This is a genomic window from Gordonia sp. ALPHA1B1 (assembly GCF_005502615.1).
GTDB classification, from domain to species: Bacteria; Actinomycetota; Actinomycetes; order Mycobacteriales; family Mycobacteriaceae; genus Gordonia; species Gordonia hongkongensis.
In genome coordinates, this window is record NZ_SCOC01000016.1 from 33,447 (window position 1) to 57,819 (window position 24,373).

Consider the following 24,373-nt stretch of genomic DNA (forward strand, 5'->3'; position numbering starts at 1 on the left):
TCCCGCTGGTTCCGCTCATCGATTGTGCACACCTCCGAACGACCAAGATATCCGGCGGGTCGCGGGTGCAGACGTTCGCACCCGGCGGGAAGCCCCGGCGTCCGGGCTACGCGAGGTCGGCGAGGCCGACGGGACGGGGCCAGCGCGGGGTGAGTCCGTCGCCCGACGAGACGCCGCGGATGCGGCGCACCACCCAGGGGCCGAGAAAGGTGCGGGCCCACTCCGCGTTCTGTCGCCGCTGCTCCCGGCGGGTGGCGACCGCGGCGGCGGCCAGCGTCTCGGGCGTGATGTGGTGGTCGACGCCGAGCAGGTCGAGGACCCGGCCGGCCATCTCTGCGTGACCGAGCGGCGACATGTGCAGGCGATCGGCGTCCCACATGCGGTAGTCGTCGTAACCGGCCATCCGCCAGAAGTCGCAGATCAGTGCACCGTGCTTCTCGGCGACCGCCCGGACGAGCTCGTTGTAGATGGCGACCCGTCCACGCAGCATCCGGAACACCGGAGCCCATCCGGTGTCGTAGGCGGTGAAGACGACGACGGTGGCGCCCGTCGCGGTCAGGTCGCGCAGGGCCGCGTCGTACCGCGCGATCATCGCGTCGAGGTCGAGGGACGGGCGCATGAGATCGTTGCCGCCGGCGTAGATGGTGACCAGGTCGGGCTCCAGGGCGATCGCCGGGCCGATCTGCTGGGCGAGCACCTCGTCGAGCAACCGGCCGCGGATGGCCAGGTTCGCATAGCCGAAGCCCGCCCCGCCCTCGGCGGACGCCGCGGCGGCGAGTTGTTCGGCGACACGGTCGGCCCACCCGCGTACCCCGTTGGGTCGGGCCGGGTCCGGATCGCCGACTCCCTCGGTGAACGAGTCGCCCAAGGCGACGTAACGGGTGAAGCCCACGGCAACGCCTTCCGGTCGGATCGGAGTGGTTCCGACGACGCTAATCCCGTGCGCCGTCGGCCGACAAAGCGAGCCCGTGACAGAGCGATCGGTCGGCATTCCGATGGAGCGATCGATCGGCATTCGCGAATTCCCGACGCTGCGGATCTCTCATTGTCGAATCCTGCTGGAGAGTATTTCTCAACACTGCGGCAATGAGTGCCACGTACATTGCGCGGCAATTGTTTTCGATCACCTTTCCGGAGGCGTCACAGTGCCGTGCCGCCGCCTTTCCGACGCGGTGGACGGCGTCGGGGAGCACGGTTTCCGAGGGGGTCGAAGGCGGTGTGAGGGGGTGGCCGAACGGCCGGTCTCGGTGAGTAGGATCACGACGTGAACTGCCCGTGGAAACGGGTCGGCGTCGTCGGGACATTCGCGTCGATCCGTGCCCGCCGGGAGTTTGTTCGCGCGATCTCCACCGCGATTGTGCGAGTCGCTGAGCACGCGCCGGACCGGCGCAGGCGTGAGAGAAAGAGAACACCACGATGTTCGACAAGGTTCTGGTCGCCAACCGCGGCGAGATCGCCATCCGCGCATTCCGCGCCGCCTACGAACTGGGTGCGCGCACGGTCGCGATCTTCCCGTACGAGGATCGCAACTCGGTGCACCGGCTGAAGGCCGACGAGTCCTACCAGATCGGGGTGCCGGGGCATCCGGTTCGGGCCTACCTGTCGGTCGACGAGGTCGTCGGCGCGGCGGTCCGGTGTGGCGCCGATGCTATCTACCCCGGTTACGGATTCCTGTCGGAGAACCAGGGTCTCGCCGCCGCGTGTGCGGAGGCGGGCATCACCTTCGTGGGCCCGAGCGCCGACATCCTGGAGATGACCGGCAACAAGGCGACCGCGGTGGCCGCGGCGAAGGCGGCGGGGATCCCCGTGCTCGCGAGCTCGGAGCCGTCGTCGGATCTCGACGAGTTGCTCGCCGCGGCGGAGGACATGCAGTTCCCGGTCTTCGTCAAGGCGGTCGCGGGTGGCGGCGGGCGGGGGATGCGCCGCGTCGACGAGCGTGCCGACCTCGCCGAGGCCATCGCGGCCGCGTCGCGCGAGGCCGAGGCCGCGTTCGGCGACGCGACGGTGTTCCTGGAGCAGGCCGTGGTCAACCCGCGGCACATCGAGGTGCAGATCCTCGCCGACACCTACGGCAACGTCATCCACCTCTACGAGCGCGACTGCAGCCTGCAGCGCCGCCATCAGAAGGTGATCGAGCTCGCGCCCGCACCGAACCTCTCCGACGAGTTGCGCGAGCAGATCTGCTCGGACGCAGTGGCTTTCGCGCGATCGATCGGCTACTCGTGCGCGGGCACGGTGGAGTTCCTGCTCGACGAACAGGGTCGCCACGTGTTCATCGAGATGAACCCGCGTATCCAGGTCGAGCACACGGTGACCGAGGAGATCACCGACGTCGACCTCGTCAGCGCGCAGCTGCGCATCGCATCGGGGGAGTCGCTGGCGGATCTCGGACTGACCCAGGACACGATCCGCATCCGCGGTGCCGCGCTGCAGTGCCGGATCACCACCGAGGACCCCGCCAACGGCTTCCGGCCCGATGTCGGGCGCATCACCGCCTACCGTAGCCCCGGCGGTGCCGGCGTCCGGCTCGACGGCGGTGCGAACCTCGGCGCCGAGGTGAGTGGCCACTTCGACTCGATGCTCGTCAAACTGACTTGTCGCGGACGGGATTTCCCGACCGCGGTGCGGCGTGCGCGTCGTGCGGTGGCCGAGTTCCGAATCCGTGGCGTGGCGACCAACATCCCGTTCCTGCAGGCGGTGCTCGACGATCCGGATTTCCGCGCCGGGCGCGTCACGACCTCGTTCATCGACGAGCGTCCCGGTCTGCTGACCTCGCGTTCGTCGGCCGACCGCGGTACCAAGATCCTGTCGTACCTGGCCGACGTCACCGTGAACAAGCCGCACGGTGAGCGGCCCACCACGGTGTACCCGCGCGACAAGCTGCCCACCGTCGAGCGTTCGGTGCTCGCCTCGCCGCCGAACGGCTCGCGGCAGCGTCTGTTGGAGCTCGGACCCGAGGGGTTCGCGCGCGACCTGCGCGAGAACCCGCGGCTGGGCATCACCGACACGACGTTCCGCGATGCGCACCAATCGCTGCTCGCGACTCGCGTGCGCACCAACGGGCTGCTCAACGTGGCGCCGTACGTGGCCGCGCTGACCCCCGAACTGCTGTCCGTCGAGTGCTGGGGCGGGGCGACCTACGATGTGGCGCTTCGCTTCCTGAAGGAAGACCCGTGGGATCGGCTGGCGCAGTTGCGGGAGGCGATCCCCAACATCTGTCTGCAGATGCTGTTGCGCGGCGCCAACACGGTCGGCTACACCCCGTATCCGACGAAGGTGACGACCGCGTTCGTGTCCGAGGCGACCGACGTCGGCATCGACATCTTCCGGATTTTCGACGCCCTCAACAACATCGACGCGATGCGACCGGCGATCGACGCGGTCCGCGAGACCGGCACGGCGGTGGCCGAGGTGGCGATGAGCTACACCGGCGATCTGTCCGACCCGGGCGAGGACCTCTACACGCTCGACTACTACCTGCGCCTGGCCGAACAGATCGTGGAGGCGGGCGCGCACGTCCTGGCGATCAAGGACATGGCGGGTCTGCTGCGCGCTCCCGCGGCGACCACCCTGGTGTCGGCGCTGCGGCGTGAGTTCGATCTGCCGATCCACGTGCACACCCACGACACCCCGGGCGGACAGCTGGCGACCTACATGGCCGCGTGGCAGGCGGGGGCCGACGCGGTCGACGGCGCCAGTGCCGCGCTGGCGGGCACCACGAGCCAGCCGCCGCTGTCGGCGATCGTCGCCGCGACCGCCCACACCGAGCGGGACAGCGGCATCGACCTCGCGCGGGTGTGCGACCTCGAGCCGTACTGGGAGGCGCTGCGAAAGGTCTACTCGCCGTTCGAGTCCGGTCTCCCGGCGCCGACCGGGCGGGTCTACTCCCACGAGATCCCGGGCGGGCAGCTGTCGAACCTGCGGCAGCAGGCAATCTCCCTCGGGCTGGGCAACAGGTTCGAGGCAGTCGAGCAGGCGTACGCCGCCGCTGATTCGATGCTCGGCCGACTGGTCAAGGTGACCCCGTCGTCGAAGGTCGTCGGCGACCTCGCGCTCGCGCTGGTCGGCCGCGGCATCACCGCCTCGGACTTCGCGGCCGACCCGGCCTCCTACGACATCCCGGACTCGGTGATCGGCTTCCTGCGCGGCGAGCTGGGCGACCCGCCCGGTGGCTGGCCCGAACCGCTGCGCACCCTCGCGCTGCAGGGCCGCGCGCCGGCCCCCGAGGTCACCCCACTGTCCGCCGACGACGAGGCCATCCTCGACAAGCCGGGTCGTGACCGTCAGGTCCGGCTCAACCACCTGCTCTTCCCCGGTCCGGCAAAGGAATTCGAGGAGCACTACGAGGCCTACGGTGACACGTCGAGGCTCTCGGCCAACCAGTTCTTCTACGGACTGCGCTACGGCGAGGAACACCGCGTCGAACTCGAACCCGGTGTCGATCTGCTCATCGGGCTGGAGGCGGTCAGCGAACCGGACGAGCAGGGCATGCGGACCGTCATGTGCGTCCTGAACGGTCAGCTGCGTCCGATCGCGGTGCGCGACCACTCCGTCGACTCGGCTGTCGCGTCGGCGGAGAAGGCGGACCGCTCCAACCCGCACCACATCGGTGCCCCGTTCGCGGGCGTCGTGTCGCTGTCGGTCGACGTCGGCGACGAGGTCGCCGCAGGCGCGACGATCGGCACCATCGAGGCGATGAAGATGGAGGCGGCGATCACCGCCCCGGTCGCGGGCACCGTGACCCGACTCGCCATCGGACAGGTGACGCAGGTCGCCCCGGGGGATCTGCTGATCGAGATCCGCTGAGCAGATCGGCGGCGGGGCGCCTCGCCCCGCCGCCGGTTCAGCTACCCCGGTACGTCGAGTAGGCGAAGGGGCTCAACAGGATCGGTACATGGTGATGCCGCCCGGGATCGTCGATCTCGAAACAGACGTCGATCTCGGGATAGAAACCCTTGATGTCGTTGTCGGCGAACCAGTTCCCGGTGTCGAAGACGAGGTGGTAGATCCCGGGGACGAGCGCCTCGGTGTTCACTGAGGTGATGCGACCGTCGGAATCGGTGCTGCCGCTGAACAATTCGGTCCCCGACGCATCCTGGAGGGACACCTCGAGGCCGACGGCGGGTGAACCCGACACCGCGTCGAGGACGTGCGTGGACAGACCGGTCATCTCAAAATCCCTTCGTCGGCGGCGTGCTCGGTCGACAGCATACGGAGCAGGCGGGCGCGGTTGATCTTCGCCAGTTCCGCACGCAGTACCCGGCGTTCGGTGGAGGCGTCGTTGGTCATCCGCGTCCGGAGGATGGCGAGCAGCTCGTCGGCGGGCCGCCCGTTCGCGAAGACCAGGTAGACGTGCCCGAACCGCGCCTCGTAGGCGACATTGGCGTCTCTCAGCTCGGCGAGCACCGAGGCCGACGAGCCCGCCACCCCGGACTGTTCGCGCGCCGACGAGGCGTTGTCGGGCCGGTCGCCGATCCGCGGATGCCCGGCGAGCGCCTCGTCGAGGTCGTCCTCGCTGATCTCGGTCAGTGTTCGATCGGCGGCATCGAGCACAGCGGGTACATCGCCGAAGGGCCGCGCGAGCATCATGCGCTCGATCCAGGCCGTCGATGCGCAACAGCTGCGCAGCGCCGCACGGGCTTCGTCGTCGTCCATCTCGTTGAGCCGCATGATGACCAGCCTAGGAGGCGTGGGCGCAGACGGCGCGTGGAAGATGGAGCGATGGACGACGTCACCGGGACAGCGTCCCCGGACGACTCCGCGGGACGGGTGCTCGGTGTGGTACTCGCCGCCGGAGCCGGGACCAGGTACGGGATGCCGAAGATCCTCGCGCACGACGGCCGGTGGCTCGAGCGGGCGGTCGCGGCGTTGCGCGACGGCGGTTGCTCCGAGGTGACGGTCGCCATGGGCGCCGCGGTCGTCGAACCACCGGCCGGCGCCGAGACGCTGATCGTCGAGAACTGGGCCGACGGCGTCGGCGCCACGGTGGCCGCGGCCCTGCGGTGGGCGATGGCACGACCGGACGCGGCGGGGCTGACGGTGCACGTGGTCGACACCCCGGGCACGCGCGCCGACGTCGTCGCTCGCGTCCTGGGCGCGGCATCGGGTGACCGCGCGCTCCTCGCGCGAGCGGTCTTCGACGGCAGTCCGGGGCACCCGGTGTACATCGGTGCCGACCATCTCGGGCCGGCTCTGCGTGTGGTCGATGGTGACGTGGGTGCTCAGGTGTATCTCCGGTCCCGGGCGGTGACCCGCGTCGAGTGCGGGGATCTGGCGCCCGGTGTGGACATCGACGAGCGGCCCTGACCTGGGATCAGCGTGCCCATTTCGAGACCTTCTCGACGCCGTTCCGGTGCACGGTGATCCCACGTGGGACAAGCGTCCATGTCTAGGGTGCAGACATAGCCGGGTAACGGACCGCACTCTCGTCGAAGCGGGTGATCACCGTGGCGCACGATCGTCGTCGACGCCTCACCGCGATGCTCGTCGCGCTCGTCGTGGGAGCCGGCCTCGCGGCATGCGCCACCGGGCCCGACGTACCGGAGCGGACACCGCCGGCCCGCGCCGCGCAGGACGCGCATCTGCCGCCCGGATTCGACACCACCTTCCGCTGGACCGCGACCGGTGTCCTCGATCCGCAGTCCGCCGAGGGCACCTTCGTCCGAGCCTTCACCGAGTCCTTCGAACTCGCCAACGCCGGACGGTCGGCGCGGTGGGGCTACCCCGGTTTCGCCGACGCCGCGCCGTCGAACATCGACCAGATGGTGACGGCGTACCCCCCGATCCAGTCGACCTCGGGCCGCGAGGTCGGCACCGCCTTCTATCAGGGTTTGCGCCGCGTCGACGACAACGGTTGGGCGCGAATCGTGATGTGCCGTCACGGGTATCGGTCGGTGCAGCAGAACGGCGAGTGGACCGTCGGATACGACACCCCGCGGCCGGTGGAGATCGACATCCGCCGCGTGGGAACCGATCCCGCGGCCGCACCACGCGGGGGCGAGCGGACCCCCGGCGCCGACGTGTTCGGCGGCTGGTACACCTCCCGCTACGACTTCGCGGCCCTGTATCCGACGCCGACCCCGGATCAGAAGGCATGCGCCGCAATGACTCCGGACGGTATGCCGCATTGGCTGCCGATGGCCGACACCGAGCCGTGGCCGGCCCAGCAGCCGGTACCGGGGTGGTCGAGCTACCCGGGCGCGGCCTGACTCCGCACCGCAGGGCGGCGACTACTGGTCAGGCAGTCCGCCGAGCAGATCGTCGAGGTGCGCCGGCAGGTCCCGGACCCGTACCCCGGTGGCGTTGTAGATCGCGTTGACCACCGCGGCGGCACTGCCGACGATCCCGATCTCGCCCGCTCCGCGCGAACCCATCGGGGTGGCGTGTTCGTCGCGGTCGTCGAGGCAGATCGCGTCGACGTCGGCGATGTCGGCGTGCACGGGGATGTGGTACTCGGCGAGATCCTGCGTGACCACGTGGCCGAACCGGTGATCGCGGACGCTCTCCTCGTGCAACGCCATCGAGATACCGAAGGTCATGCCGCCGATGAGTTGCGAACGGACGGTGCGCGGGTTGATGGCGCGGCCGATGGAGAACACCCCGAGCATGCGCGGGATGCGGATCTCCCCGGTGTCGATGTCGACGCCGACCTCGACGAAGTGCGCGCCGAACGAGGCCACGGTGAACTTCTCGAGATCGGGGTTGTCCGCCGCCTCCGCGCTGAGTTCGGCGTCCGGAGGCGAATCGTCGCCGAAACGTGCACGGAACTGATGCGCGGCGGTGACGATGGCCGATCCCCAGGACGAGGTACCCGACGAACCGCCGGCGACGGTCGCGCTGGGCAGCGCGCTGTCGCCGATCTCGATGTCGACGACGTCGGTGGGTACGTCGAGCGCGTCGGCGGCGATGATCTTCAGGGTCGTCCACGCACCGGTGCCGATGTCGGTGGCGGCGATCCGGACCGTGTACCGGCCGTCGCGATGGGTGATCGACGCCGAGTTGCCCGGCTGCACCATGTGGGGATAGGTCGACGACGCGACCCCCAGGCCGACCAGCTGCCGACCGTTCCGGCGGGCCGCCGGCTCCGCCACACGCCGCTCCCAGCCGAATCGTCCGGCCCCCTCGCGGAGACAGTCGAGCAGCCGCCGCGACGACCACGGGTTGCCCGTCTCGGGGTCCTCGGGCGGTTCGTTGCGCACACGCAACTCGATCGGATCGAGGTCGAGGGCATGTGCAAGTTCGTCCATGGCGACCTCGCCGGCGAACATCCCCGGAGCCTCGCCGGGCGCACGCATCCAGAACGGGACCGGGACATCGAGGGGGACGACGTGGTGGTCGGTCCGCCGATGGTCGGCCGAGTACATCGATCGTGAGGTGACCGCGGCCTGCTCGGCGAACTCCCCGGCATGTGCGCTGTGGGTGAATGCCTCGTGCACCATCGCGGTGATGTGGCCGTCCCGATCGGCGGCCAGCCGCAGACGGGATCGGGTGGGCGCGCGGTGTCCGACGAAGACGAACATGTGCTGCCGGGTCACCGCGAACTTCACCGGACGACCGGGCAGGCGCATGGCCGCCATGGCCGCGAGCACGTCGTGCGAGTGCGGCGAGCCCTTCGACCCGAATCCACCGCCGACGTGCGGCGCCATCACCCTCATCCGCTCGGGTTCGAGACCCAGCACCGGCGCCAGCGAGGACACCACGCCCTGGGTCGACTGGGTCGAGTCGTAGAGCGTGAGGACAGCGGCATCCGCATCCCAGGTGGCCACCACGGTGTGCGGCTCCATCGGGTTGTTGTGCTCCTCCGGGGTGGAGTACCACTGGTCGACCGTGACCGTGTCCCCGCCGGTGGTACTGGCCGCTTCGTCCAGGATTCGATCGGGGTCGCCGTCCTGTGAGGTGGGCTCGAACCCGCCGTTGACCTGTTCGGGCCGGTAGCTTTCGGGGTGATCGACGCGGAACTCGGTGTCGTGGGCGTCCTCGTCGTAGGTGACGGTCACCGCCGAGGCGGCTTCGCGTGCCGTCTCGGGACTCTCCGCGACGACGGCGCCGATCAGCTGCCCGCGGTAGGCGATTTCGGGCGACTGCAGGATCGTGAGGTCGCCGCTGGAGGTGTCGGCCAGTTCCGGTGCATTCTCGGGTGTGAGTACGTACAGCACACCGGGCGTCGATTCGGCTGCGGCCGTGTCGAATCCGGTGATGCGTCCGCGCGCGATGGTCGCGGTGATCGGCCACAGGTACGCGGCCTCGGTGAGGTGCTCGTAGGCATACGGCGCAGTGCCGCGCACCTTGTCGGCGCCGTCGATGCGGGCGTGGGAGGTACCGATCGCGGTCATCGAGTGCTCAGCTCCCGCAGGGTGGCGATCAGGGTGCGGCGGGCGAGGGGCACCTTGAACTCGTTGCCCTCGAGTGCACGGGCCTCGCCGAGTTCGGCATCGGCTGCCGCGGCGAACAATTCGGTCGACGGTCGCTGACCACGCAGCACCTCTTCGGCCCGCGCGGCCCGCCAGGGCTTGTGCGCGACACCGCCGAACGCGATCCGCGTTTCGCCGATGGCGTCACCGTCCATGCTCACCTCGGCCCCGACGGACACGAGCGCGAAGGCGTACGACGCACGGTCGCGCACCTTGCGGTAGGTCGACGACGAGTCCGGCAGGGGCGGTGGCACGTCGATGGCCACGATGACATCGTGCGGCTCGAGCACCGTGTCGCGCTCGGGATGCTCACCCGGGAGCCGGTAGAAGTCACCGATGTCCACCACGCGCTCGCCGTCGGGGCCTTGCACGACGATGCGCGCGTCGAGGGCGGTGAGGGCCACCGCCATGTCGGAGGGGTGGGTCGCGACGCAGGTCTCGGATGCACCCAGGATGGCGTGATACCGCGTGTATCCGCCGACGGCCGAGCAGCCCGAGCCCGGCGTCCGCTTGTTGCACGGGGTCGTGACGTCCTGGAAGTAGACGCATCTGGTGCGCTGCAACAGGTTTCCCGCATTGGTCGCGAGGTTGCGCAACTGCGGCGAGGCGCCCGAGAGCAGGGCGCGGGCCAGGACGGGGTAGCGGCGCCGGACGAGGGGATGGGCGGCGGTGTCGGCGTTGCGGGCGGTGGCGCCGAGCCGGAGCGAGCCGTCGGGGCGTTCGGTGATGTCGTCGAGCGGCAGGCGGGAGATGTCGAGCAGCGCCGGCGGGTCGGCGACGCCCAGCTTCATGTGGTCGACCAGGTTGGTGCCGCCGGCGATCAGCTTCGCGCCGTCGTGATCCCGCAGGAAGTCCACGGCGGCGGGGACGTCGGTCGCACGCTCGTAGGTGAACGGGATCATCGATCGGCCGCCTGTCGGATCGCCGCGAGGATGTTCGGGTACGCCGCGCATCGGCAGAGGTTGCCGCTCATCCGTTCCCGGATCTCGTCGTCGGCCAGCGGACTCGCGTCGCCGCTCGACGACGGGTCGAGGTCCTCGGTGACGTGGCTGGGATACCCCTGTTTCGCCTCGTCGAGCATCCCGATGGCCGAGCACAGCTGGCCGGGGGTGCAGTAGCCGCACTGGAGGGCGTCCTCGTCGATGAACGCCTGCTGCATGTCGTGTAGCTCGTCACCGTCGCCCAGGCCCTCGGCGGTGACGATGTCGCTGCCTTCGTAGGAGACGGCAAAGGACAGGCAACTGACGATGCGCCTGCCGTCGACCAGCACGGTGCACGAACCGCACTGGCCGTGATCGCATCCCTTCTTGGGCGAGAAGATGCCCAGCCGGTCACGCAGACCGTCGAGCAGTGTTGTTCGCGTGTCCACGACGACGTCGTGTTCGGCACCGTTCACGGTCAAGGAGACTTTGGCTTCCACGTCGCGAGGCATACCCGTCCGTAGAGGCGGTAAACACCCGCCGAGAACCGCGAAATGTCTGGAACAATCGGTCGAATGGCCCCCTCGAGACCCAGAGTTGTTGTGATCGGTGCCGGATTCGCGGGTATGCACTGCGCCCGCAGGCTCAAGAACGAGCCGGTCGACGTCACCATCGTCGACCGCGGGACCAGCCACCTGTTCCAGCCGCTGCTGTACCAGTGCGCCACCGGTCTGTTGTCCGAGGGCGCGATCTCCAGCCCGGTTCGGCATCTGACCCGTCGGCACAAGAACCTCGACGTCGTCCTCGGCGAGGCGTCGGGCATCGACGTCGAGGGTCACCAGGTGACGGTCGACCGCATCGACGGGTCGTCGTTCCGTCTCGGCTACGACTACCTCGTGGTCGGCGCCGGCATGCGCACCGCCTACCGCGGCAACGAGGCGTTCGCGGAGTTCGCGCCCGGGATGAAGACGCTCGATGACGCGCTGTCGATCCGCCGCAAGATCATGGCCGCGTTCGAGATGGCCGAGACGATCACCGACCCGGAGGAGCAGCGGTCCTGGCTCACCTTCGCGGTGGCGGGCGGCGGCCCGACCGGCGTCGAGCTCGCCGGACAGATCCGGGAGGTCGCGACCCTGGCGCTCGAGCGCGAGTTCGACGCGATCGATCCGGCGCAGGCGCGGGTGCTGCTGCTCCACGGCGGCGACCGCGTGCTGCCGTCGTTCTCGACGCGGCTCTCGGCCAGCGCCCAGCGCACGCTCGACAACCTCGGCGTCGAGACCCACCTCGGCGTGCACGTCACCGGGGTCGGAGAGGACCACGTCGAGACGACCCGCAAGGCCGACGGGACCAAGAACGTCTACCCGGCGCGCACGACGCTGTGGACGACGGGCGTCGAGGCCGTCCCCTTCGCCACCACACTTGCCCGGTCGCTGGGTGTCGAACAGGACCGCGGCGGGCGGATACCGGTCGAGGACGATCTCTCGGTCCCGGGCCATCCCGACATCTTCGTCTGCGGCGACATGAGTTCCTACCGAGACCTGCCCGGGGTCGCCGAGGTGGCGATGCAGGGCGGCCGGCACGCCGGGGTGGTGATCGCGGAAACCGTTGCAGGGCAACAGGAAAGAACTCCGTTCAGATACCGCGATCTGGGTACCGCGGCCTACATCGCCCGCCGCCACGCGATCGTCCAGTCCGGCCCGCTCCAGCTGTCGGGGTTCCTCGGCTGGGTGGCCTGGGGCGTCATCCACATCGCCTTCCTGGCGGGTGTCCGCAACCGGATGGGGACCGTCATGACGTGGGGCGCAACGCTGCTCACCGACACCCGGCGGGAGCGCGCCATCACCTACGGCAGCCCCGAGACGGCGAGGCAGCCCTACGGGCAGTGACCGGGTAGATTCGGCCCGCTCGCTTCGCTCCCGGCGCCGGGTCGATTCGGCCCGCTCGCTTCGCTCCCGGCGCCGGGACCCGAGTTCTCCCCGATCGCTTGTCCGTGACCGCCTCGCCTGGTACTCAGAGTAGAACACGTTCTAATTCTGGTTGTTCTTCTGACGGGCGAGGAGTCCTCCATGCACACCCCGATCTGCGACGAGCTCGGTATCGAGTTCCCGATCTTCGCGTTCACCCACTGCCGGGACGTGGTGGTCGCGGTGAGCAAGGCGGGCGGTTTCGGAGTGCTCGGCGCGGTTGGCTTCACCCCCGAGGAGCTCGAGATCGAGCTCAACTGGATCGACGAGCACATCGGCGACCGTCCCTACGGCGTCGACATCGTCATCCCGAACAAGTACGAGGGCATGGACTCGAACATGTCGGGCGAGGAACTCACCAAGATGTTGCAGTCGATGGTGCCGGCGGAGACCCTCGACTTCGGACGCAAGCTCCTGCGTGACCACGGCGTGCCGCTCAACGAGGACAGTGACAACTCCCTGCAGCTTCTCGGTTGGACCGAGGCCACTGCCACGCCGCAGGTCGAGATCGCGCTCCAGCACCCCAAGGTCACCCTGATCGCGAACGCCCTCGGGACGCCACCCGCCGACATGATCGAGAAGATCCAGTCCGCCGGCCGCAAGGTCGCCGCGCTGTGCGGATCGCCGAAGCAGGCCCGCAAGCACGCCGATGCGGGTGTCGACATCATCATCGCCCAGGGCGGCGAGGGCGGCGGTCACTGCGGCGAGGTCGGCTCCATCGTGCTCTGGCCGCAGGTCGTCAAAGAGGTTGCGCCGGTTCCGGTTCTGGCCGCCGGTGGCATCGGCAGCGGTGAGCAGATCGCGGCGGCGCTGGCCCTCGGGGCGCAGGGCGCGTGGACCGGATCGCAGTGGCTGATGGTCGAGGAGGCTGAGAACACCCCGGTCCAGCAGCAGACCTACATCGACGCCTCCAGCCGGGACACCGTACGGAGCCGATCGTTCACCGGCAAGCCGTGCCGCATGCTGCGCAACGACTGGACCGAGGCCTGGGAGGATCCGAAGAATCCCGATCCGCTGGGGATGCCGTTGCAGTACATGGTCTCCGGGATGGCGGTGGCCGCGACGCACAAGTACCCCGACGAGAGCATCGACGTCGCCTTCAACCCGGTCGGGCAGGTGGTCGGGCAGTTCCGCAAGGTCGAGAAGACCTCTGCGGTGATCGAGCGGTGGGTGACCGAGTACATCGACGCCACGAGCAGCCTGGACTCGTTCGCCAACGCGAACGCCTAGCCGGGGCTAATTCGCGCGGCCTCGTTTCCGTCCCGCTGATTGGATTCAATCAGCGGGACGGAAACGGCGACGCGGGAGCCGGGGAGTGGCCGGCGCCGTCCTCGGCGATCGTCGCGAGGGGGAGAGTCACCTGGACGGTGGTGCCCGACGGTTCGTTCGGCAGGTACCGGATCGTCCCGCCGTGGCGCTCGACGATGTGCTCGGAGATGATGAGCCCGATTCCGGAACCGTCCTGCTTGGACGAGAACGCGCCGGAGGCGAGGCGATCGGTGGGCACGCCCGTCATGCCGCGTCCCTGGTCACGGATCCACACCGAGGCCAGTCCGTCGGACTCGCCGGTCTGGATCGTCAGTTCCTTCACCTCGGTTGTCGGACGGACGATCTCGTCGAGTGCGTTGACGCACAGGTTGATGATGACCTGTCCGATGAGCACGTTCTCGCCCTGGATCGGCAGGTCGCGGTCGGGGATCTCGGCGTACACGCGTACGCCCTGCTCGGCCGCGCGTAGTCGCACGAAGTACAGGCTCTCCTCGACGGTCTCGTTGAGATCCATGAGCGTCGAGGTGCTCTCGATGCGTCGTACGTAGCGGCGGACGGAGGCCACGATGTCGGCGGCGCGGTGGAGTTGCTTCTCGATCTGGTCGATGCCGTAGGCGAGGCTGCGGGCGTCGACGGTCTCGGCGGAGACACGGGCCTTGAGTCCGCTCAGGTAGTTCGTCGACGCCGCGAGCGGCTGCCCGAGCTCGTGGGCCAGGATCATCGCCATGTCACCCATCGCGTGGTAACGGCTCAGATACTGGAGATTGGCCTCCTGGTAGGCGTTGCGGCGTTCCCATTCGACGCGGTCGGTCACGTCGCGCACGGTCAGGACCCGCGAGGAGATGCCGTCATGGGCGACGATCTCGAGTTCGCCGGCCAGCCACACGGTGCTGCCGTCGTCCTTGATGATCTCCTGCTGGATCTCGACCGAACCCGCACCGTCCGTCAGCCGCTCGACGACGGGGTCACTGGTCAGCCGGGGCTCACACCGGCCGAGGTCTTCCAGATGGACGCCCGACAGCTCCGCGGGGGTGCGGCCGAACAGCTTGGCGGCCAGTGGGGAGATGTCGTCGATGCAGTTGTCGTCGTCGAGCACGACGATCCCGGCCGACGTGTGGGTCATGATGCGCTGCAACGACTCCGACACCCAGGTCAGTTCTTCCTGCAACTCGACCTCGTCGGAGATGTTGCGGAACTCGACCATCACGACCGGCCCGTCCTCGCAGCGCACCAGGGTCGCGCGGGCATCGGTGAGGAACTCGGTGCCGTCCTTGGCGCGGTACTTCCACTGTTTGCGGCTCGACCCGTGCACCACCGCGGACTGGAGCCATGCCACGCCGACCTCGCGGCGGTACTGACGCTCCTGGGCGCTCATGTGGTGTGCCTTGAGGGGCTTGAGTTCCTCCAGGGTGAACCCGAAGATCCGGCACGCGGCCGGGTTGGCCCACAGGATGTTCTTCGAACTCGCCTCGTGGATGAGGATGCCGGTGCCGGTGTGCAGGATCATCTGCTCGAAGTCCCGACGCGCGGGGAACATCGCCATCACCTCACCTTCGCCGAGTTCTCATCTTCGCCCCCGCCACGATGCCATGCAGGTGAGGACACGCAAGTAAGGAATTGCTTACCCGCGGCGCGGGAAATCCCGATACCGCGTCGGGTCCCGCGTCCATAGTGTCGGACTCGAGATCGAGAGTCGATTCCGAACGGAGACAATGATGACCGCGGAGAGCCTGACCGAACGGGTGTGTGCGGAACCGGCGGGGGCGGCGCGCGACGCCGCGTTCGACCACGCGCTCGACGTGCTCCGGGATCGTCGGGACGAGTTCAACTCGCAGCGCTACGTGCCCGCCGACTTCATCGCGTTGCTGAAGCGTGCCGGCATGTACCGGGCCTCGACGCCGGCGGCGTTCGGAGGCGAGCCGATGGCACCGTCGGATTTCATGTCGCTGGTCGAACGCATCTCCGCCGTCGACCCCGCCACCGGGTGGGTGTCCAGTTTCGGATCGTCGCTGGTCTACTTCGCCGCGCTGCCGGCCGAGACCCAGCAGAAGATCTACGCCCACGGTCCCGATGTCGCCTACGCGGGCGGGCTGTTCCCCATGCAGGAGGCACAGCGGGTCGACGGCGGCTACCTGTGCTCGGGGGTCTGGCAGTTCGCCAGCGGATGTCGCGGCGCCGACCTCCTCGGGATCGGTCTGGCCGGCGGACCCGAGACCGGCGGCAAACCGCTGACGGCGCTGGTCGATCCGGCCGAGGTGGAGATCGTCGACAACTGGGATGTCGCCGGGATGAAGGCGACCGGTTCCCATGCCATCCGCGCCGACCGCGTGTTCGTGCCCGAGGAGATGACCTTCGTGCGGGGCGGCGCACCGCAGATCGACGAACCGCTGACCCGGTACCCGGCGCTGGCCTACGCCGCGCAGGTGCTGGCGGTGGTGACCCTCGGCGCGGCCCGGGGCGCGCTCGACTACGCGATCGAGGTCGGTGCGGCGCGGACCTCGATCACCGGGGGTGCCAGCAAGGGCAACCGGCCGGCGTACAAGAGCGGCCTGGCGGTCGCCGAGGCCGAATTGCGTTCGGCGCGTGCGTTCTTCTACGACAGCACCGACCGGGTGTGGGCCAAGGCCGTCGCGGGACAGCACATCTCGACCGACGATCAGGCCCTGTTGCGGTTGAGTGCCACCCACGCCGCACACGTCGGGCGCAGCGTCGTGCTGCAGGTGTTCGACCTCGCCGGCACCGGGGCCATCTACGAGACCCATCCGCTGCAGCGGTTCCTGCAGGACGCGTTGGTGCCCGCGCAGCACGCGATGTTGCAGACCAACACCTACGAGGCCGCCGGTGCTCTGCTTCTCGGCCTCGAGGCCGGAATCCCCAGCTTTCCCTGACCCACCCGTCATCCAGCCCAGACGTCACGACCGCGAGGAGACCATCACCCATGTCCGACGAACCGTTGCGCACGCTGTTCTGTGTCGGGAACAACCAGAACTTCTTCGACCTGCCCAAGGCCGACATCGGTCCGGTGTGGGAGGCCACGATGGAGTTCCTCACGAGTCTGAAGAACCTCGACGGTGTCGAGATCATCGGGACCTTCGACGACGACGCCCACATGGTCGGCCCGTCCGACGGCTGGCCGTGGACGTTCTACGTCCTCGCCGACGTTCGCGACCAGCCGACCGTCCGGGCGGCCTGCAATCTGTTGCGCACCATCATGGTCGGCGAACATGCGCTCTGGAAGTACTTCAAGGTCGAGGCGCGGATGGGCCGAGCCCTCACGATCCGCGACGACGTCCCCTCATGAGCACCGCCTCCTGAACTCTCGCGCACCGACAGCCCCTCTCCGCGCCCCGGCGCGGTCGACACACGAAGGAACATCGATGACCACCATCGAGCGGCCGACCCGCGGCTTCGCGGACCTCGCCGAGAAGGACCGCGTCGCCGGTCAGCTGTACACCGATCCCGAGATCTTCGCCGAGGAGATGCGCAAGATCTTCTACCGCACCTGGGTGTGGGTCGCGCACGAGAGCGAGGTCCCCGAGGCGGGCTCGTTCAAGACCACCCAGGTCGGGGATCAACCGGTCATCGTGACCCGGGATCGGAAGGGCAACTTCAACACCCTGCTCAACCGGTGCCGGCATCGCGGCGCGACGGTGTGCGATCAGCGCAGCGGCAAGGCCAACGGGTTCACCTGCCCGTACCACAACTGGTCCTACACCCTGGACGGTCGACTGCGCGGCATCCCGTACCCGGACGGATACGAGGGCGTCGTCGAGAAGAACGACTTCCCCCTGCAGAAGCTGCGCACCGAGAGCTATCTCGGCATGATCTTCGCGACGTTCAACACCGAGATCGAACCGCTCGAAGACCACCTGGGTGATGCGAAGATCTGGATGGAGCGATTCCTCAAGCAGTCCAACGGATTCCCCACCAAGGTCCTCGGCAGCCACAAGTTCCGGTTCAAGGGCAACTGGAAGATCCAGCTCGAGAACACCACCGATGGTTACCACTTCCCGATGGTGCACAAGTCGTGGATGGCCTCCGTCGACGCCGAGACCGCCAACATGATGTCGTTCATGGACGATCCGGCCGCCGAGACACATGCGCTCGGCAACGGTCACAGCGTCGCGATCATGGCGGCCGCGCACGCGGACCTCGACATCGACGACGGCTCCGAGGAGGTCCAGCCGCGGTTCCAGCATCTCGTCGACGAACTCGCCGAGGCGGGGGAGAGTCCCGAACGCATCCGTCGCTACATGCGCTCGATGCACGGCTGCGGGTTCAACCTCAACATGTTCCCGAACATCGCCATGTCGTCGTCGTTCTTCCGGGTTCTCATCCCGATCAGCGTGGACGTGACCGAGGTGTGGCACATGGCGATCGGCATGGACGGTGGGCCGGAGAGCATCAACCGCGAGCGCCTGCGGATCCACGAGCACTTCCAGGGCCCCTTCGGCTTCGGCAGCCCAGACGACGCCGAGGGATGGGATCGCGTCCAGATCGGCGCCGGTGGCAACCCGAACATGCCGATCCTGGTCAACCGCGGAGAGAACCGCGAGTACACGACCGAAGAGGGTTGGCCCACATCGCATGTCACCGACGAGACGGGGATGCGCGAGTCCTACGCCATGTGGAAGAAGATGATGAGCGATGACTGAACTGCACAGTTTCAACGACCCGCGCGTCCTGCGCGCGATCGCGCTCGTGTGGAAGGAAGCCGAACTCCTCGACGCCAAGGACTACCCGGCGTGGGAGGCCCTCTACACCGATGACGCGCACTACGTCATCCCGATCGATCCCGACACCGACGATTTCGACTCGTCGCTGAACATGGTGTACGACGACCAGCGGATGCGGCGCCTGCGCGTCGAACGGATGATGCAGGGTTACGCACCGTCGGCGGTCGCCGCTGCCCGCACGGTCCGGGTCATCTCGCGGTTCACCGTGTCCGACGTCAGCGACGACACCGTCATCCTGCGGTCCGCGCAGATACTCAACGCGTTCAAGCGCGACGCCTTCTCGACGATCGGCGCCGAGCTCACCCACACCATCAGCCTCGGTTCCGACGGGAACGACCGGATCAGCCTGAAGGTGGCCCGTCTCATCGACAGCGAGGACGCGGTCAGCGCCTCCGGTTACCTGGTGTGAGGACGGACCTGGACATGACTTCGACGAACAAGGGGATCGCGGTCGTCACCGGTGCCGCCGGCGGCATGGGTTCGCACATCGCCCGCCGGCTGCACCGGGACGGTCATCGCGTCCTGCTCACCGACATCGCCCTCGATCCGGCCCAGCGCATCGCCGACGAACTCTCGCCCGACGGGTCGACCGCACGGGCGGCCGTCCTCGACGTCGCGCACCGGCAGGGTTTCGTCGACGCGCTGGCGCATGTGCAATCCGTCTGGGGCACACCGACGATCGTCGTGAACAACGCGGCACTGACCCAGGCGGCCGATCTCATGACGCTCGACGAGCCGGACTTCACCCGCGTGCTGAACACGAACGTCAACAGCATCTTCTTCGGCTGTCAGGTCTTCGGGGCCGCGATGGCCGACGAGGGGTACGGACGCATCGTCAACATGGCGTCGCTGGCCGGTCAGAACGGCGGCACCGCCACCGGCGCGCACTATGCCACGTCCAAGGGTGCGATCCTGACGGTCACCAAGATCTTCGCCAAAGAGCTTGCGGCCAAGGGTGTCACGGTCAACGCGATCGCGCCCGGGCCCCACGACCTGCCCGTCGTGAAGGCGACCGTGCCGCCGGCGAAACTCGACGCCGTGATCGCCGGCATCCCCGTCGGCAAGCTGGGCAGCCCCGAGTTCATCGGGGACATGGTCGGCCTGTTGACCGCCGAGAACGCCTTCTTCGTCACGGGTGCGTGCTGGGACGTCAACGGCGGGCTCTTCGCCCGCTGATCGCACCTCGAGAACCATTCGCCACCACCAGGAGCACCGCCATGGCCCTCACCGACGTCATCGTCTCCGCGATCGTCCAGGAGACCCCGAGCATCAAGACCTTCTACCTGTCGAGGCCCGACGGCTCGACGATGGGGGAGTACACGCCCGGAGCGCACATCGATGTCGTCGGGCCGACCGCCATCACCCGCCAGTACTCGCTGTGCAGCCGGCCCGACGGGCGGGAGTCCTTCGCCGTGGCCGTCAAGCGCGAGGATCAGTCCCGAGGTGGTTCGGCCGCACTGCACGAACTGCGCGTCGGCGACCGGCTGCAGATCAGCGAGCCACGGAACCTGCTCGGGATCGATTCCACGGCAACGCATCACGTCCTGGTGGCGGCCGGCATCGGGATCACCCCGATGCTCAGCATGGCGCGCTACATGGACGTGCACGGGATCAGCTTCGAACTGCACTACTTCGCCCGGACGGTCGATGACGCGGCGTTCCTGCCGCTGCTGCGGGAGCGTTGCCCGGACAAGCTGCACGCGCATGTCGGCGTCGGTCGTGAGGCCCACGGACCGATCCTGACCGCCGCGCTGGAATCGGCGCCGCAGGGCTCGCATGTCTATGTCTGCGGCCCGGACGGGTTCATGACCAAGGTCCGCGAACTGGCGGAACAGTTCATCCCGGCCGACGCGGTCCACTTCGAGAACTTCCACGCCACCGATCAGCCGGATGCGTCGGAGAACACGTCCTTCGACGTCGAACTCGACGGCGAGACCTATCACGTCCCGGCCGACCGGAGCATCGTCGAGGTCCTCGAGGAGAACGGCTGCGACGTCGACACCTCGTGTCAGGAGGGCATCTGCGGTACGTGCATCATGCAGGTCCTCTCCGGTGAGCCCGAGCACCGCGACAACGTGCTGACCAAGGCCGAGCGAGAGTCCGGAGAGGTGATGGCGGTCTGCGTCTCGCGGACCACCGGCGAGAAGATCGTGCTCGATTATTACTGACCCGAGCGCGCCGGCCACCCCTATGCCGTTGCCCTAGGGGTTGGTCGGCACCTCGACGTCGAACCGCAGGATGTCCCGGACCAGCGTGCTGATGCTGTCGGCGTCGGTCTTGCTCTTGATCCGGGCACGGTGCACGTCCACCGTCTTGACGCTCATGTCGAGGCGGCGGGCGATGTTCTGGCTGGGTAGACCTTCGACGACCAGCGCGAGGATCTCGCGTTCCCGCGGGGTCAGCAGCGCGACCTTCGATTCCACCCACCGCTTCTCTGCGTGGGTGCGGAAGCGTTCGACCGCCTTCTCCATCCCCGCCTGGACGGCGTCGAGCAGCCGCTGCGGGTCGTAGGGCTTCTCCAGGAAGTCCATCGCGCCGGCCTGCAGGGTGGACACCGACATCCGGATGTCGCCGTGCGCGGAGACGAAGATGATGGCGACGTGCGGTGCGAACTCGTTGAGCTTCTCCTGGAGCCGCGGGCCGCTCATCGTCGGCATGCGGACGTCGAGCACGATGCACGCGGGGGTGTCCCCGGAGTACTGCGCGAGGAAGTCGTCGGCACTGTGGCAGATCCGCGGCGAGATCCCGATGCTGCCGAGCAGCCAGTCGACCGATTCGCAGAGTTCCGGGTCGTCGTCGACGACGTACACCGTCGCGGTCGCATCCGATGCGGTCACGTCCACGCCGCGTCGGCCGTCCAGTAGTTCATCCCGACGGCACTCACCTGGTGGCGCCACTCCGAGGTCCGGTTGAGCCAGGGTTCCTCGCGCCGGACCGACTCGTCGGCCGCCTCCGGGCCGTCGGCCTCGACGGTCCAGTGCACCCAGTTGACCTCCCGGCCGTACTCGTCGTGCACGAACAGGTCGACATGGTGCCAGCCGTAGTTGAAGGTGTCCTCGTAACACGTGAGGAACATCCGGTGGTGCGTCTCGGGACGGGGTTTGACTGTCATGCAGATCTTCTCTCTCGCAACCGGATCAGACCGGGACGACCGGATGGGACCGGAGCTCGTTCTCGAGCACCGCGGCGACCTCGAACAGGGCCGACTCCCGCCCCGGCAAGCCGATCACCTGTAGTCCGAGGGGCATCCCGGAGTCCGTGGTCGCCCCCGGGACGACGACGACCGGGCAGCCGAGCAGCTGCCACGGTCGGCTCAGGACCGGCGACCCGGTCGCGTCGAGGCCGCTCGGTGCGGGGCCGGGTGCGGCGGGACCGACGATCACCGTGTGATCGCCGAGCGTCTCGGCCAGCAGATCCCGCGAGCGGTCGCGGCGGATGAGGGCGGCCGCGTGGTCCGCGGGCCGGACCGCGCGGCCGGCGTCGACGAGGTCGAGCAGCGCGGGGCTGAGCGCGGCCGCATGGTCCCGGACGACCTCGTCCAGGGTCTCGGCCGCCTCATGGGACATGACGGTCACGTGGTCGTCGGCCAGGGTGCGGACATGATCGTCGAATTCGAGTGCGCGGGTCTCGACGTCGGCTCGCTCGAGCAGGTCCGGCAGCCGGTCGACCAGGTCTGCCATTGCCGGGTCGATCGGGTGCAGGTCGCTGCCGCCCCACACCACCACGGTCCGGACGGTGGAGCGACCGGGAACGATCGGCGAGCGGCCGGTGAAGGCGGTGTACACGTACTGCAGGTCGGCGATGTCGCGGGTGAGGATGCCCAGCGAGTCCAGCGACTCCGAGAGTCCGGTGACGCCGGACAGATCCGTCGAGCCGTGCGCGAGGACCATGCCCGCGGCGCCGCAGTAGGCGGCCGGCCGGGTCAACGAGCCGGCGGTCTGCGTACCCAGCGCCACCGGGATGACGCCAGCCCCGACGGCGGCGGCCGAACCGCTCGACGACCCGCCCGGCGTGTGCCCGGGGTGGTGCGGATTGCGCGTCGGCCCGGGCGAGAAGTAGCCGAACTCGGTCGTGACCGTCTTGCCCTGGATCACCGCGCCCAGATCGCGAAAACGACTGACACAGGGCGCATCCGACGCCGCCGGCGACGACGACGTGACGGGTGAACCGGCACGGGTCGGCAGACCCTCGACGTCGATGAGGTCCTTGACCCCGAGCGAGACGCCTCGCAGGGGCCGGCGACCCGGTATCCCATCCTGCCGTCGTGCCTCGTCGACGACGCCCGGGGACAGCTCGACCCACGCGCGCAGATCGGTGTCGGTGCCGACGATCTCCTCACGGACCTGTTCCGCGAGAATCTCCGCCGACACCACCTTCTCGTGGACCGCGGTCGCCTGCTCACTGATGGGCTGTTTCCAGTAGGCCGAGCTCACCGTTCCTCCTTCATGTGATGGGACCAGTCTGCCCTGTCGCGCATCGCGGCGACAGTAAAGATTTCCCTCGTATCCCCGTAGGGACGGGTGGCCATAACGTCGTTGCCAGCCCCCGACAGCCCGGCGTCTTCGCACCCTGCCAGTCCAAGGAAACCCAATGAGCCTCAGAGAACCCGCGGTGACGACGCCGTCGTCGCCGACCGCCCCCGATCGACGAATCGACTTCGGCCGCATGTCGAGACGGGCCTGGATCGTCACCGGCATGCTCGTGCTGTTCCAGATCATCGCCTTCGCCGACAAGGCGGTGCTCGGCCTGGTCTCGGCCGACGCGATGCCCGAACTCGGCTTGACCGCAACCGAATTCGGATTCATCGGCAGTGCCTTCTTCTTCCTGTACGCGATCGTCTCGGTCGTCACCGGGTTCCTGGCGTCGAAGATCTCGGTGAAGTGGATCCTGTTCGCGATGGGCGTCACCTGGGCGGTGCTGCAATTCCCGATGCTGCTCGGCGGCGGCGCCGCCATCCTGCTGGTGACGCGGATCATCCTCGGCGGCGCCGAGGGTCCCGCGACGGCCATGTCGCTCACCTCCGCGCACACCTGGTTCTCGCCCACACGTCGTGCGCTGCCGTCGAACCTGATCGCCGCCGGCTCCACGCTGGGTCCTGTCTTCGCGGCGCCGCTGCTGGCCTGGGTCATCGCCGTATGGGGTTGGCGCTGGGCGTTCGGTGTTCTGGGCATCATCGGCCTGGTGTGGGTGATCGCCTGGTGGGCGATCGGCGCGGACGGTCCCTACCGTCCCAAGAAGGCCTCGTCGCCGGACGAGCCGGCACTCGACACCGACGAGACGGTTGCCGATGCGAAGGAGGTCGCGACCTCCGCGGTCGACGAGCAGAAGCCGGTCAAGATCTGGCGTGCGCTGCTGAGCCTGGCGTTCATCTCCGCCGTGATCGGCGGGGCGTCGAACTTCTGGGTGCAGGGCTTCCTGACGACCTGGCTGCCCCAGTACCTGGGCACCGTGGTCGGGCTGTCGCTCGGTGAGGTCGGTGCGGTGACCACCGTGCCGTGGGTGGTCGGCGCGCTCGTCCTGCTCGGACTGGGTGCGCTCGGGCACCGGATGCTGCACCGGGGGAGTTCGGCACATCGGGCGATCGCCGTCCCGTTCGGCTGCGCCGCGGTCCTGGCCGGGTTGTGCTTCATCGCCATCCAGGCGTCGTCCGGGATCACTGCGGTTGCACTGCTGTGCCTCGCCGGTGGATGCAGCCTGGCGTTCCCGATGACCGCCACCGCGATCGGTTACGCGGTCGGCGCTCGGCAGCGACCGATCCTCATGGCCACCCTCGGAGGCGTGGCGTCGTTCGGCGCGGTCATCTCGCCGATCCTGGTCGGCTGGCTCATGACCGACGCGGGGTATGTGTCGCCGCCGAAGGGTGAGAAGCCCAGCGCGGAGATGGCCGACAACATGGCGGCCGGCGTGCACCAGGCGTTCACGATCACCGGCATCGTCCTGCTGATCGGCGGCGCACTGTGCATCGCCTTCCTCCGGCCGGAGCGACTCGGTGCCATTCTGCAGAAGCGTTACGTCAAGGAGCCGGTCGAGGCCCGGACCGCCTGAGTGCCCGACCACCGCGACGATTCGATCCC

Annotated in this window: 22 protein-coding genes; 12 read left to right on the plus strand and 10 right to left on the minus strand. The window is 68.5% G+C overall.

What is annotated here, in order from left to right; all coding sequences use genetic code 11:
• Window positions 1–106 precede the first annotated feature (106 nt).
• Window positions 107–892, minus strand: coding sequence for an SGNH/GDSL hydrolase family protein (locus FFS52_RS12710; protein WP_137809910.1), 786 nt, complete (start codon window positions 890–892; stop codon window positions 107–109).
• Between the two features lie 524 nt (window positions 893–1,416).
• Between FFS52_RS12710 and FFS52_RS12715 the strand changes: the two genes are divergently transcribed.
• Window positions 1,417–4,806 carry a pyruvate carboxylase gene (locus tag FFS52_RS12715; protein ID WP_137809911.1) on the plus strand — a complete coding sequence of 1,130 codons (3,390 nt, stop codon included), beginning with the start codon at window positions 1,417–1,419 and terminating at the stop codon, window positions 4,804–4,806.
• A 37-nt stretch (window positions 4,807–4,843) separates the two neighbouring features.
• On the opposite strand, the gene uraH is transcribed toward FFS52_RS12715, so the two are convergent.
• Both uraH and uraD read right to left on the minus strand, forming a co-directional pair.
• A complete protein-coding gene (uraH, locus tag FFS52_RS12720; protein WP_068970315.1) occupies window positions 4,844–5,170 on the minus strand; it encodes a hydroxyisourate hydrolase in 327 nt (108 codons plus the stop codon).
• Window positions 5,167–5,670 (minus strand): 2-oxo-4-hydroxy-4-carboxy-5-ureidoimidazoline decarboxylase, encoded by a 504-nt coding sequence (gene uraD / locus FFS52_RS12725; RefSeq protein WP_137809912.1) that lies wholly within the window; start codon window positions 5,668–5,670, stop codon window positions 5,167–5,169. The genes uraH and uraD overlap by 4 nt, the downstream gene beginning before the upstream one ends.
• A gap of 51 nt (window positions 5,671–5,721) precedes the next feature.
• Between uraD and FFS52_RS12730 the strand changes: the two genes are divergently transcribed.
• Together FFS52_RS12730 and FFS52_RS12735 are read left to right on the plus strand one after the other, a co-directional pair.
• On the plus strand, window positions 5,722–6,306 hold the full coding sequence (locus FFS52_RS12730) for an NTP transferase domain-containing protein (protein ID WP_137809913.1): 585 nt from the start codon (window positions 5,722–5,724) through the stop codon (window positions 6,304–6,306).
• Window positions 6,307–6,479: 173 nt separating this feature from the next.
• Complete coding sequence (locus tag FFS52_RS12735) at window positions 6,480–7,208, plus strand: hypothetical protein (protein ID WP_058250868.1); 729 nt, start codon at window positions 6,480–6,482, stop codon at window positions 7,206–7,208.
• Window positions 7,209–7,229: 21 nt separating this feature from the next.
• Here the strand turns inward: FFS52_RS12735 and FFS52_RS12740 are convergent, their stop codons facing one another.
• Genes FFS52_RS12740 through FFS52_RS12750 form a run of 3 tightly spaced genes read right to left on the minus strand, consistent with a single transcriptional unit; the run spans window position 7,230 to window position 10,830 of the window.
• Window positions 7,230–9,332 (minus strand): xanthine dehydrogenase family protein molybdopterin-binding subunit, encoded by a 2,103-nt coding sequence (locus FFS52_RS12740; protein WP_068970312.1) that lies wholly within the window; start codon window positions 9,330–9,332, stop codon window positions 7,230–7,232.
• Window positions 9,329–10,312, minus strand: a complete 984-nt coding sequence (locus tag FFS52_RS12745) for a xanthine dehydrogenase family protein subunit M (protein ID WP_068970311.1) — start codon at window positions 10,310–10,312, stop codon at window positions 9,329–9,331. Before FFS52_RS12745 ends, FFS52_RS12740 begins: the two co-directional genes overlap by 4 nt.
• Window positions 10,309–10,830 carry a 2Fe-2S iron-sulfur cluster-binding protein gene (locus tag FFS52_RS12750; RefSeq protein WP_171011624.1) on the minus strand — a complete coding sequence of 174 codons (522 nt, stop codon included), beginning with the start codon at window positions 10,828–10,830 and terminating at the stop codon, window positions 10,309–10,311. Before FFS52_RS12750 ends, FFS52_RS12745 begins: the two co-directional genes overlap by 4 nt.
• Window positions 10,831–10,905: 75 nt before the next feature.
• Here FFS52_RS12750 and FFS52_RS12755 point away from each other — a divergent pair, with 75 nt between their 5' ends.
• Both FFS52_RS12755 and FFS52_RS12765 read left to right on the plus strand, forming a co-directional pair.
• Window positions 10,906–12,216 carry an NAD(P)/FAD-dependent oxidoreductase gene (locus FFS52_RS12755; RefSeq protein WP_068970310.1) on the plus strand — a complete coding sequence of 437 codons (1,311 nt, stop codon included), beginning with the start codon at window positions 10,906–10,908 and terminating at the stop codon, window positions 12,214–12,216.
• A 180-nt stretch (window positions 12,217–12,396) separates the two neighbouring features.
• The gene (locus tag FFS52_RS12765; RefSeq protein ID WP_055475085.1) at window positions 12,397–13,524 is read left to right on the plus strand and encodes a nitronate monooxygenase family protein; all 1,128 of its coding nucleotides are present in this window, start codon (window positions 12,397–12,399) and stop codon (window positions 13,522–13,524) included.
• A 49-nt stretch (window positions 13,525–13,573) separates the two neighbouring features.
• On the opposite strand, the gene FFS52_RS12770 is transcribed toward FFS52_RS12765, so the two are convergent.
• Window positions 13,574–15,100: a PAS domain S-box protein gene (locus FFS52_RS12770; RefSeq protein ID WP_137809927.1), complete on the minus strand. Its 1,527-nt coding sequence runs from the start codon at window positions 15,098–15,100 to the stop codon at window positions 13,574–13,576.
• A 175-nt stretch (window positions 15,101–15,275) separates the two neighbouring features.
• Between FFS52_RS12770 and FFS52_RS12775 the strand changes: the two genes are divergently transcribed.
• The 6 genes from FFS52_RS12775 to FFS52_RS12800 all read left to right on the plus strand — a co-directional run bounded on the left by FFS52_RS12775 (window position 15,276) and on the right by FFS52_RS12800 (window position 20,467).
• Window positions 15,276–16,451, plus strand: a complete 1,176-nt coding sequence (locus FFS52_RS12775; protein WP_055475084.1) for an acyl-CoA dehydrogenase family protein — start codon at window positions 15,276–15,278, stop codon at window positions 16,449–16,451.
• Between the two features lie 50 nt (window positions 16,452–16,501).
• Window positions 16,502–16,864 carry a hypothetical protein gene (locus FFS52_RS12780; protein ID WP_055475083.1) on the plus strand — a complete coding sequence of 121 codons (363 nt, stop codon included), beginning with the start codon at window positions 16,502–16,504 and terminating at the stop codon, window positions 16,862–16,864.
• A 76-nt stretch (window positions 16,865–16,940) separates the two neighbouring features.
• A complete protein-coding gene (locus FFS52_RS12785; RefSeq protein ID WP_055475082.1) occupies window positions 16,941–18,218 on the plus strand; it encodes an aromatic ring-hydroxylating dioxygenase subunit alpha in 1,278 nt (425 codons plus the stop codon).
• Complete coding sequence (locus FFS52_RS12790) at window positions 18,211–18,708, plus strand: aromatic-ring-hydroxylating dioxygenase subunit beta (protein WP_055475081.1); 498 nt, start codon at window positions 18,211–18,213, stop codon at window positions 18,706–18,708. Before FFS52_RS12785 ends, FFS52_RS12790 begins: the two co-directional genes overlap by 8 nt.
• A 14-nt stretch (window positions 18,709–18,722) precedes the next feature.
• Window positions 18,723–19,475 (plus strand): SDR family oxidoreductase, encoded by a 753-nt coding sequence (locus FFS52_RS12795; RefSeq protein ID WP_137809915.1) that lies wholly within the window; start codon window positions 18,723–18,725, stop codon window positions 19,473–19,475.
• Between the two features lie 41 nt (window positions 19,476–19,516).
• Window positions 19,517–20,467, plus strand: a complete 951-nt coding sequence (locus FFS52_RS12800) for a PDR/VanB family oxidoreductase (protein WP_137809916.1) — start codon at window positions 19,517–19,519, stop codon at window positions 20,465–20,467.
• Window positions 20,468–20,500: 33 nt separating this feature from the next.
• On the opposite strand, the gene FFS52_RS12805 is transcribed toward FFS52_RS12800, so the two are convergent.
• From FFS52_RS12805 to FFS52_RS12815, 3 genes are read right to left on the minus strand one after another with little or no spacing between them, the layout of a single operon-like run.
• Window positions 20,501–21,142, minus strand: a complete 642-nt coding sequence (locus FFS52_RS12805; protein ID WP_137809917.1) for a response regulator — start codon at window positions 21,140–21,142, stop codon at window positions 20,501–20,503.
• Window positions 21,133–21,411 (minus strand): hypothetical protein, encoded by a 279-nt coding sequence (locus FFS52_RS12810; protein WP_058250617.1) that lies wholly within the window; start codon window positions 21,409–21,411, stop codon window positions 21,133–21,135. Before FFS52_RS12810 ends, FFS52_RS12805 begins: the two co-directional genes overlap by 10 nt.
• Before the next feature lie 25 nt (window positions 21,412–21,436).
• Entirely contained in the window at window positions 21,437–22,732 is a 1,296-nt protein-coding gene (locus FFS52_RS12815; RefSeq protein ID WP_055475077.1) for an amidase, read from the minus strand.
• 157 nt (window positions 22,733–22,889) lie between these two features.
• Between FFS52_RS12815 and FFS52_RS12820 the strand changes: the two genes are divergently transcribed.
• Entirely contained in the window at window positions 22,890–24,344 is a 1,455-nt protein-coding gene (locus FFS52_RS12820) for an MFS transporter (RefSeq protein WP_055475076.1), read from the plus strand.
• The last annotated feature ends 29 nt before the right edge of the window (window positions 24,345–24,373 follow it).

What these genes read in the sequence shown, in the direction of transcription:
- FFS52_RS12755 (WP_068970310.1), top strand. Translation starts at nt 10,906, where the DNA reads ATGGCCCCCTCGAGACCCAGAGTTGTTGTGATCGGTGCCGGATTCGCG.
- FFS52_RS12765 (WP_055475085.1), top strand. Translation starts at nt 12,397, where the DNA reads ATGCACACCCCGATCTGCGACGAGCTCGGTATCGAGTTCCCGATCTTC.
- FFS52_RS12800 (WP_137809916.1), top strand. Translation starts at nt 19,517, where the DNA reads ATGGCCCTCACCGACGTCATCGTCTCCGCGATCGTCCAGGAGACCCCG.
- uraD (WP_137809912.1), bottom strand. Translation starts at nt 5,670, where the DNA reads ATGCGGCTCAACGAGATGGACGACGACGAAGCCCGTGCGGCGCTGCGC.
- FFS52_RS12820 (WP_055475076.1), top strand. Translation starts at nt 22,890, where the DNA reads ATGAGCCTCAGAGAACCCGCGGTGACGACGCCGTCGTCGCCGACCGCC.
- FFS52_RS12735 (WP_058250868.1), top strand. Translation starts at nt 6,480, where the DNA reads ATGCTCGTCGCGCTCGTCGTGGGAGCCGGCCTCGCGGCATGCGCCACC.
- FFS52_RS12795 (WP_137809915.1), top strand. Translation starts at nt 18,723, where the DNA reads ATGACTTCGACGAACAAGGGGATCGCGGTCGTCACCGGTGCCGCCGGC.
- FFS52_RS12810 (WP_058250617.1), bottom strand. Translation starts at nt 21,411, where the DNA reads ATGACAGTCAAACCCCGTCCCGAGACGCACCACCGGATGTTCCTCACG.
- FFS52_RS12730 (WP_137809913.1), top strand. Translation starts at nt 5,722, where the DNA reads ATGGACGACGTCACCGGGACAGCGTCCCCGGACGACTCCGCGGGACGG.
- uraH (WP_068970315.1), bottom strand. Translation starts at nt 5,170, where the DNA reads ATGACCGGTCTGTCCACGCACGTCCTCGACGCGGTGTCGGGTTCACCC.
- FFS52_RS12770 (WP_137809927.1), bottom strand. Translation starts at nt 15,100, where the DNA reads ATGTTCCCCGCGCGTCGGGACTTCGAGCAGATGATCCTGCACACCGGC.
- FFS52_RS12785 (WP_055475082.1), top strand. Translation starts at nt 16,941, where the DNA reads ATGACCACCATCGAGCGGCCGACCCGCGGCTTCGCGGACCTCGCCGAG.
- FFS52_RS12740 (WP_068970312.1), bottom strand. Translation starts at nt 9,332, where the DNA reads ATGACCGCGATCGGTACCTCCCACGCCCGCATCGACGGCGCCGACAAG.
- FFS52_RS12775 (WP_055475084.1), top strand. Translation starts at nt 15,276, where the DNA reads ATGATGACCGCGGAGAGCCTGACCGAACGGGTGTGTGCGGAACCGGCG.
- FFS52_RS12790 (WP_055475081.1), top strand. Translation starts at nt 18,211, where the DNA reads ATGACTGAACTGCACAGTTTCAACGACCCGCGCGTCCTGCGCGCGATC.
- FFS52_RS12780 (WP_055475083.1), top strand. Translation starts at nt 16,502, where the DNA reads ATGTCCGACGAACCGTTGCGCACGCTGTTCTGTGTCGGGAACAACCAG.
- FFS52_RS12745 (WP_068970311.1), bottom strand. Translation starts at nt 10,312, where the DNA reads ATGATCCCGTTCACCTACGAGCGTGCGACCGACGTCCCCGCCGCCGTG.
- FFS52_RS12715 (WP_137809911.1), top strand. Translation starts at nt 1,417, where the DNA reads ATGTTCGACAAGGTTCTGGTCGCCAACCGCGGCGAGATCGCCATCCGC.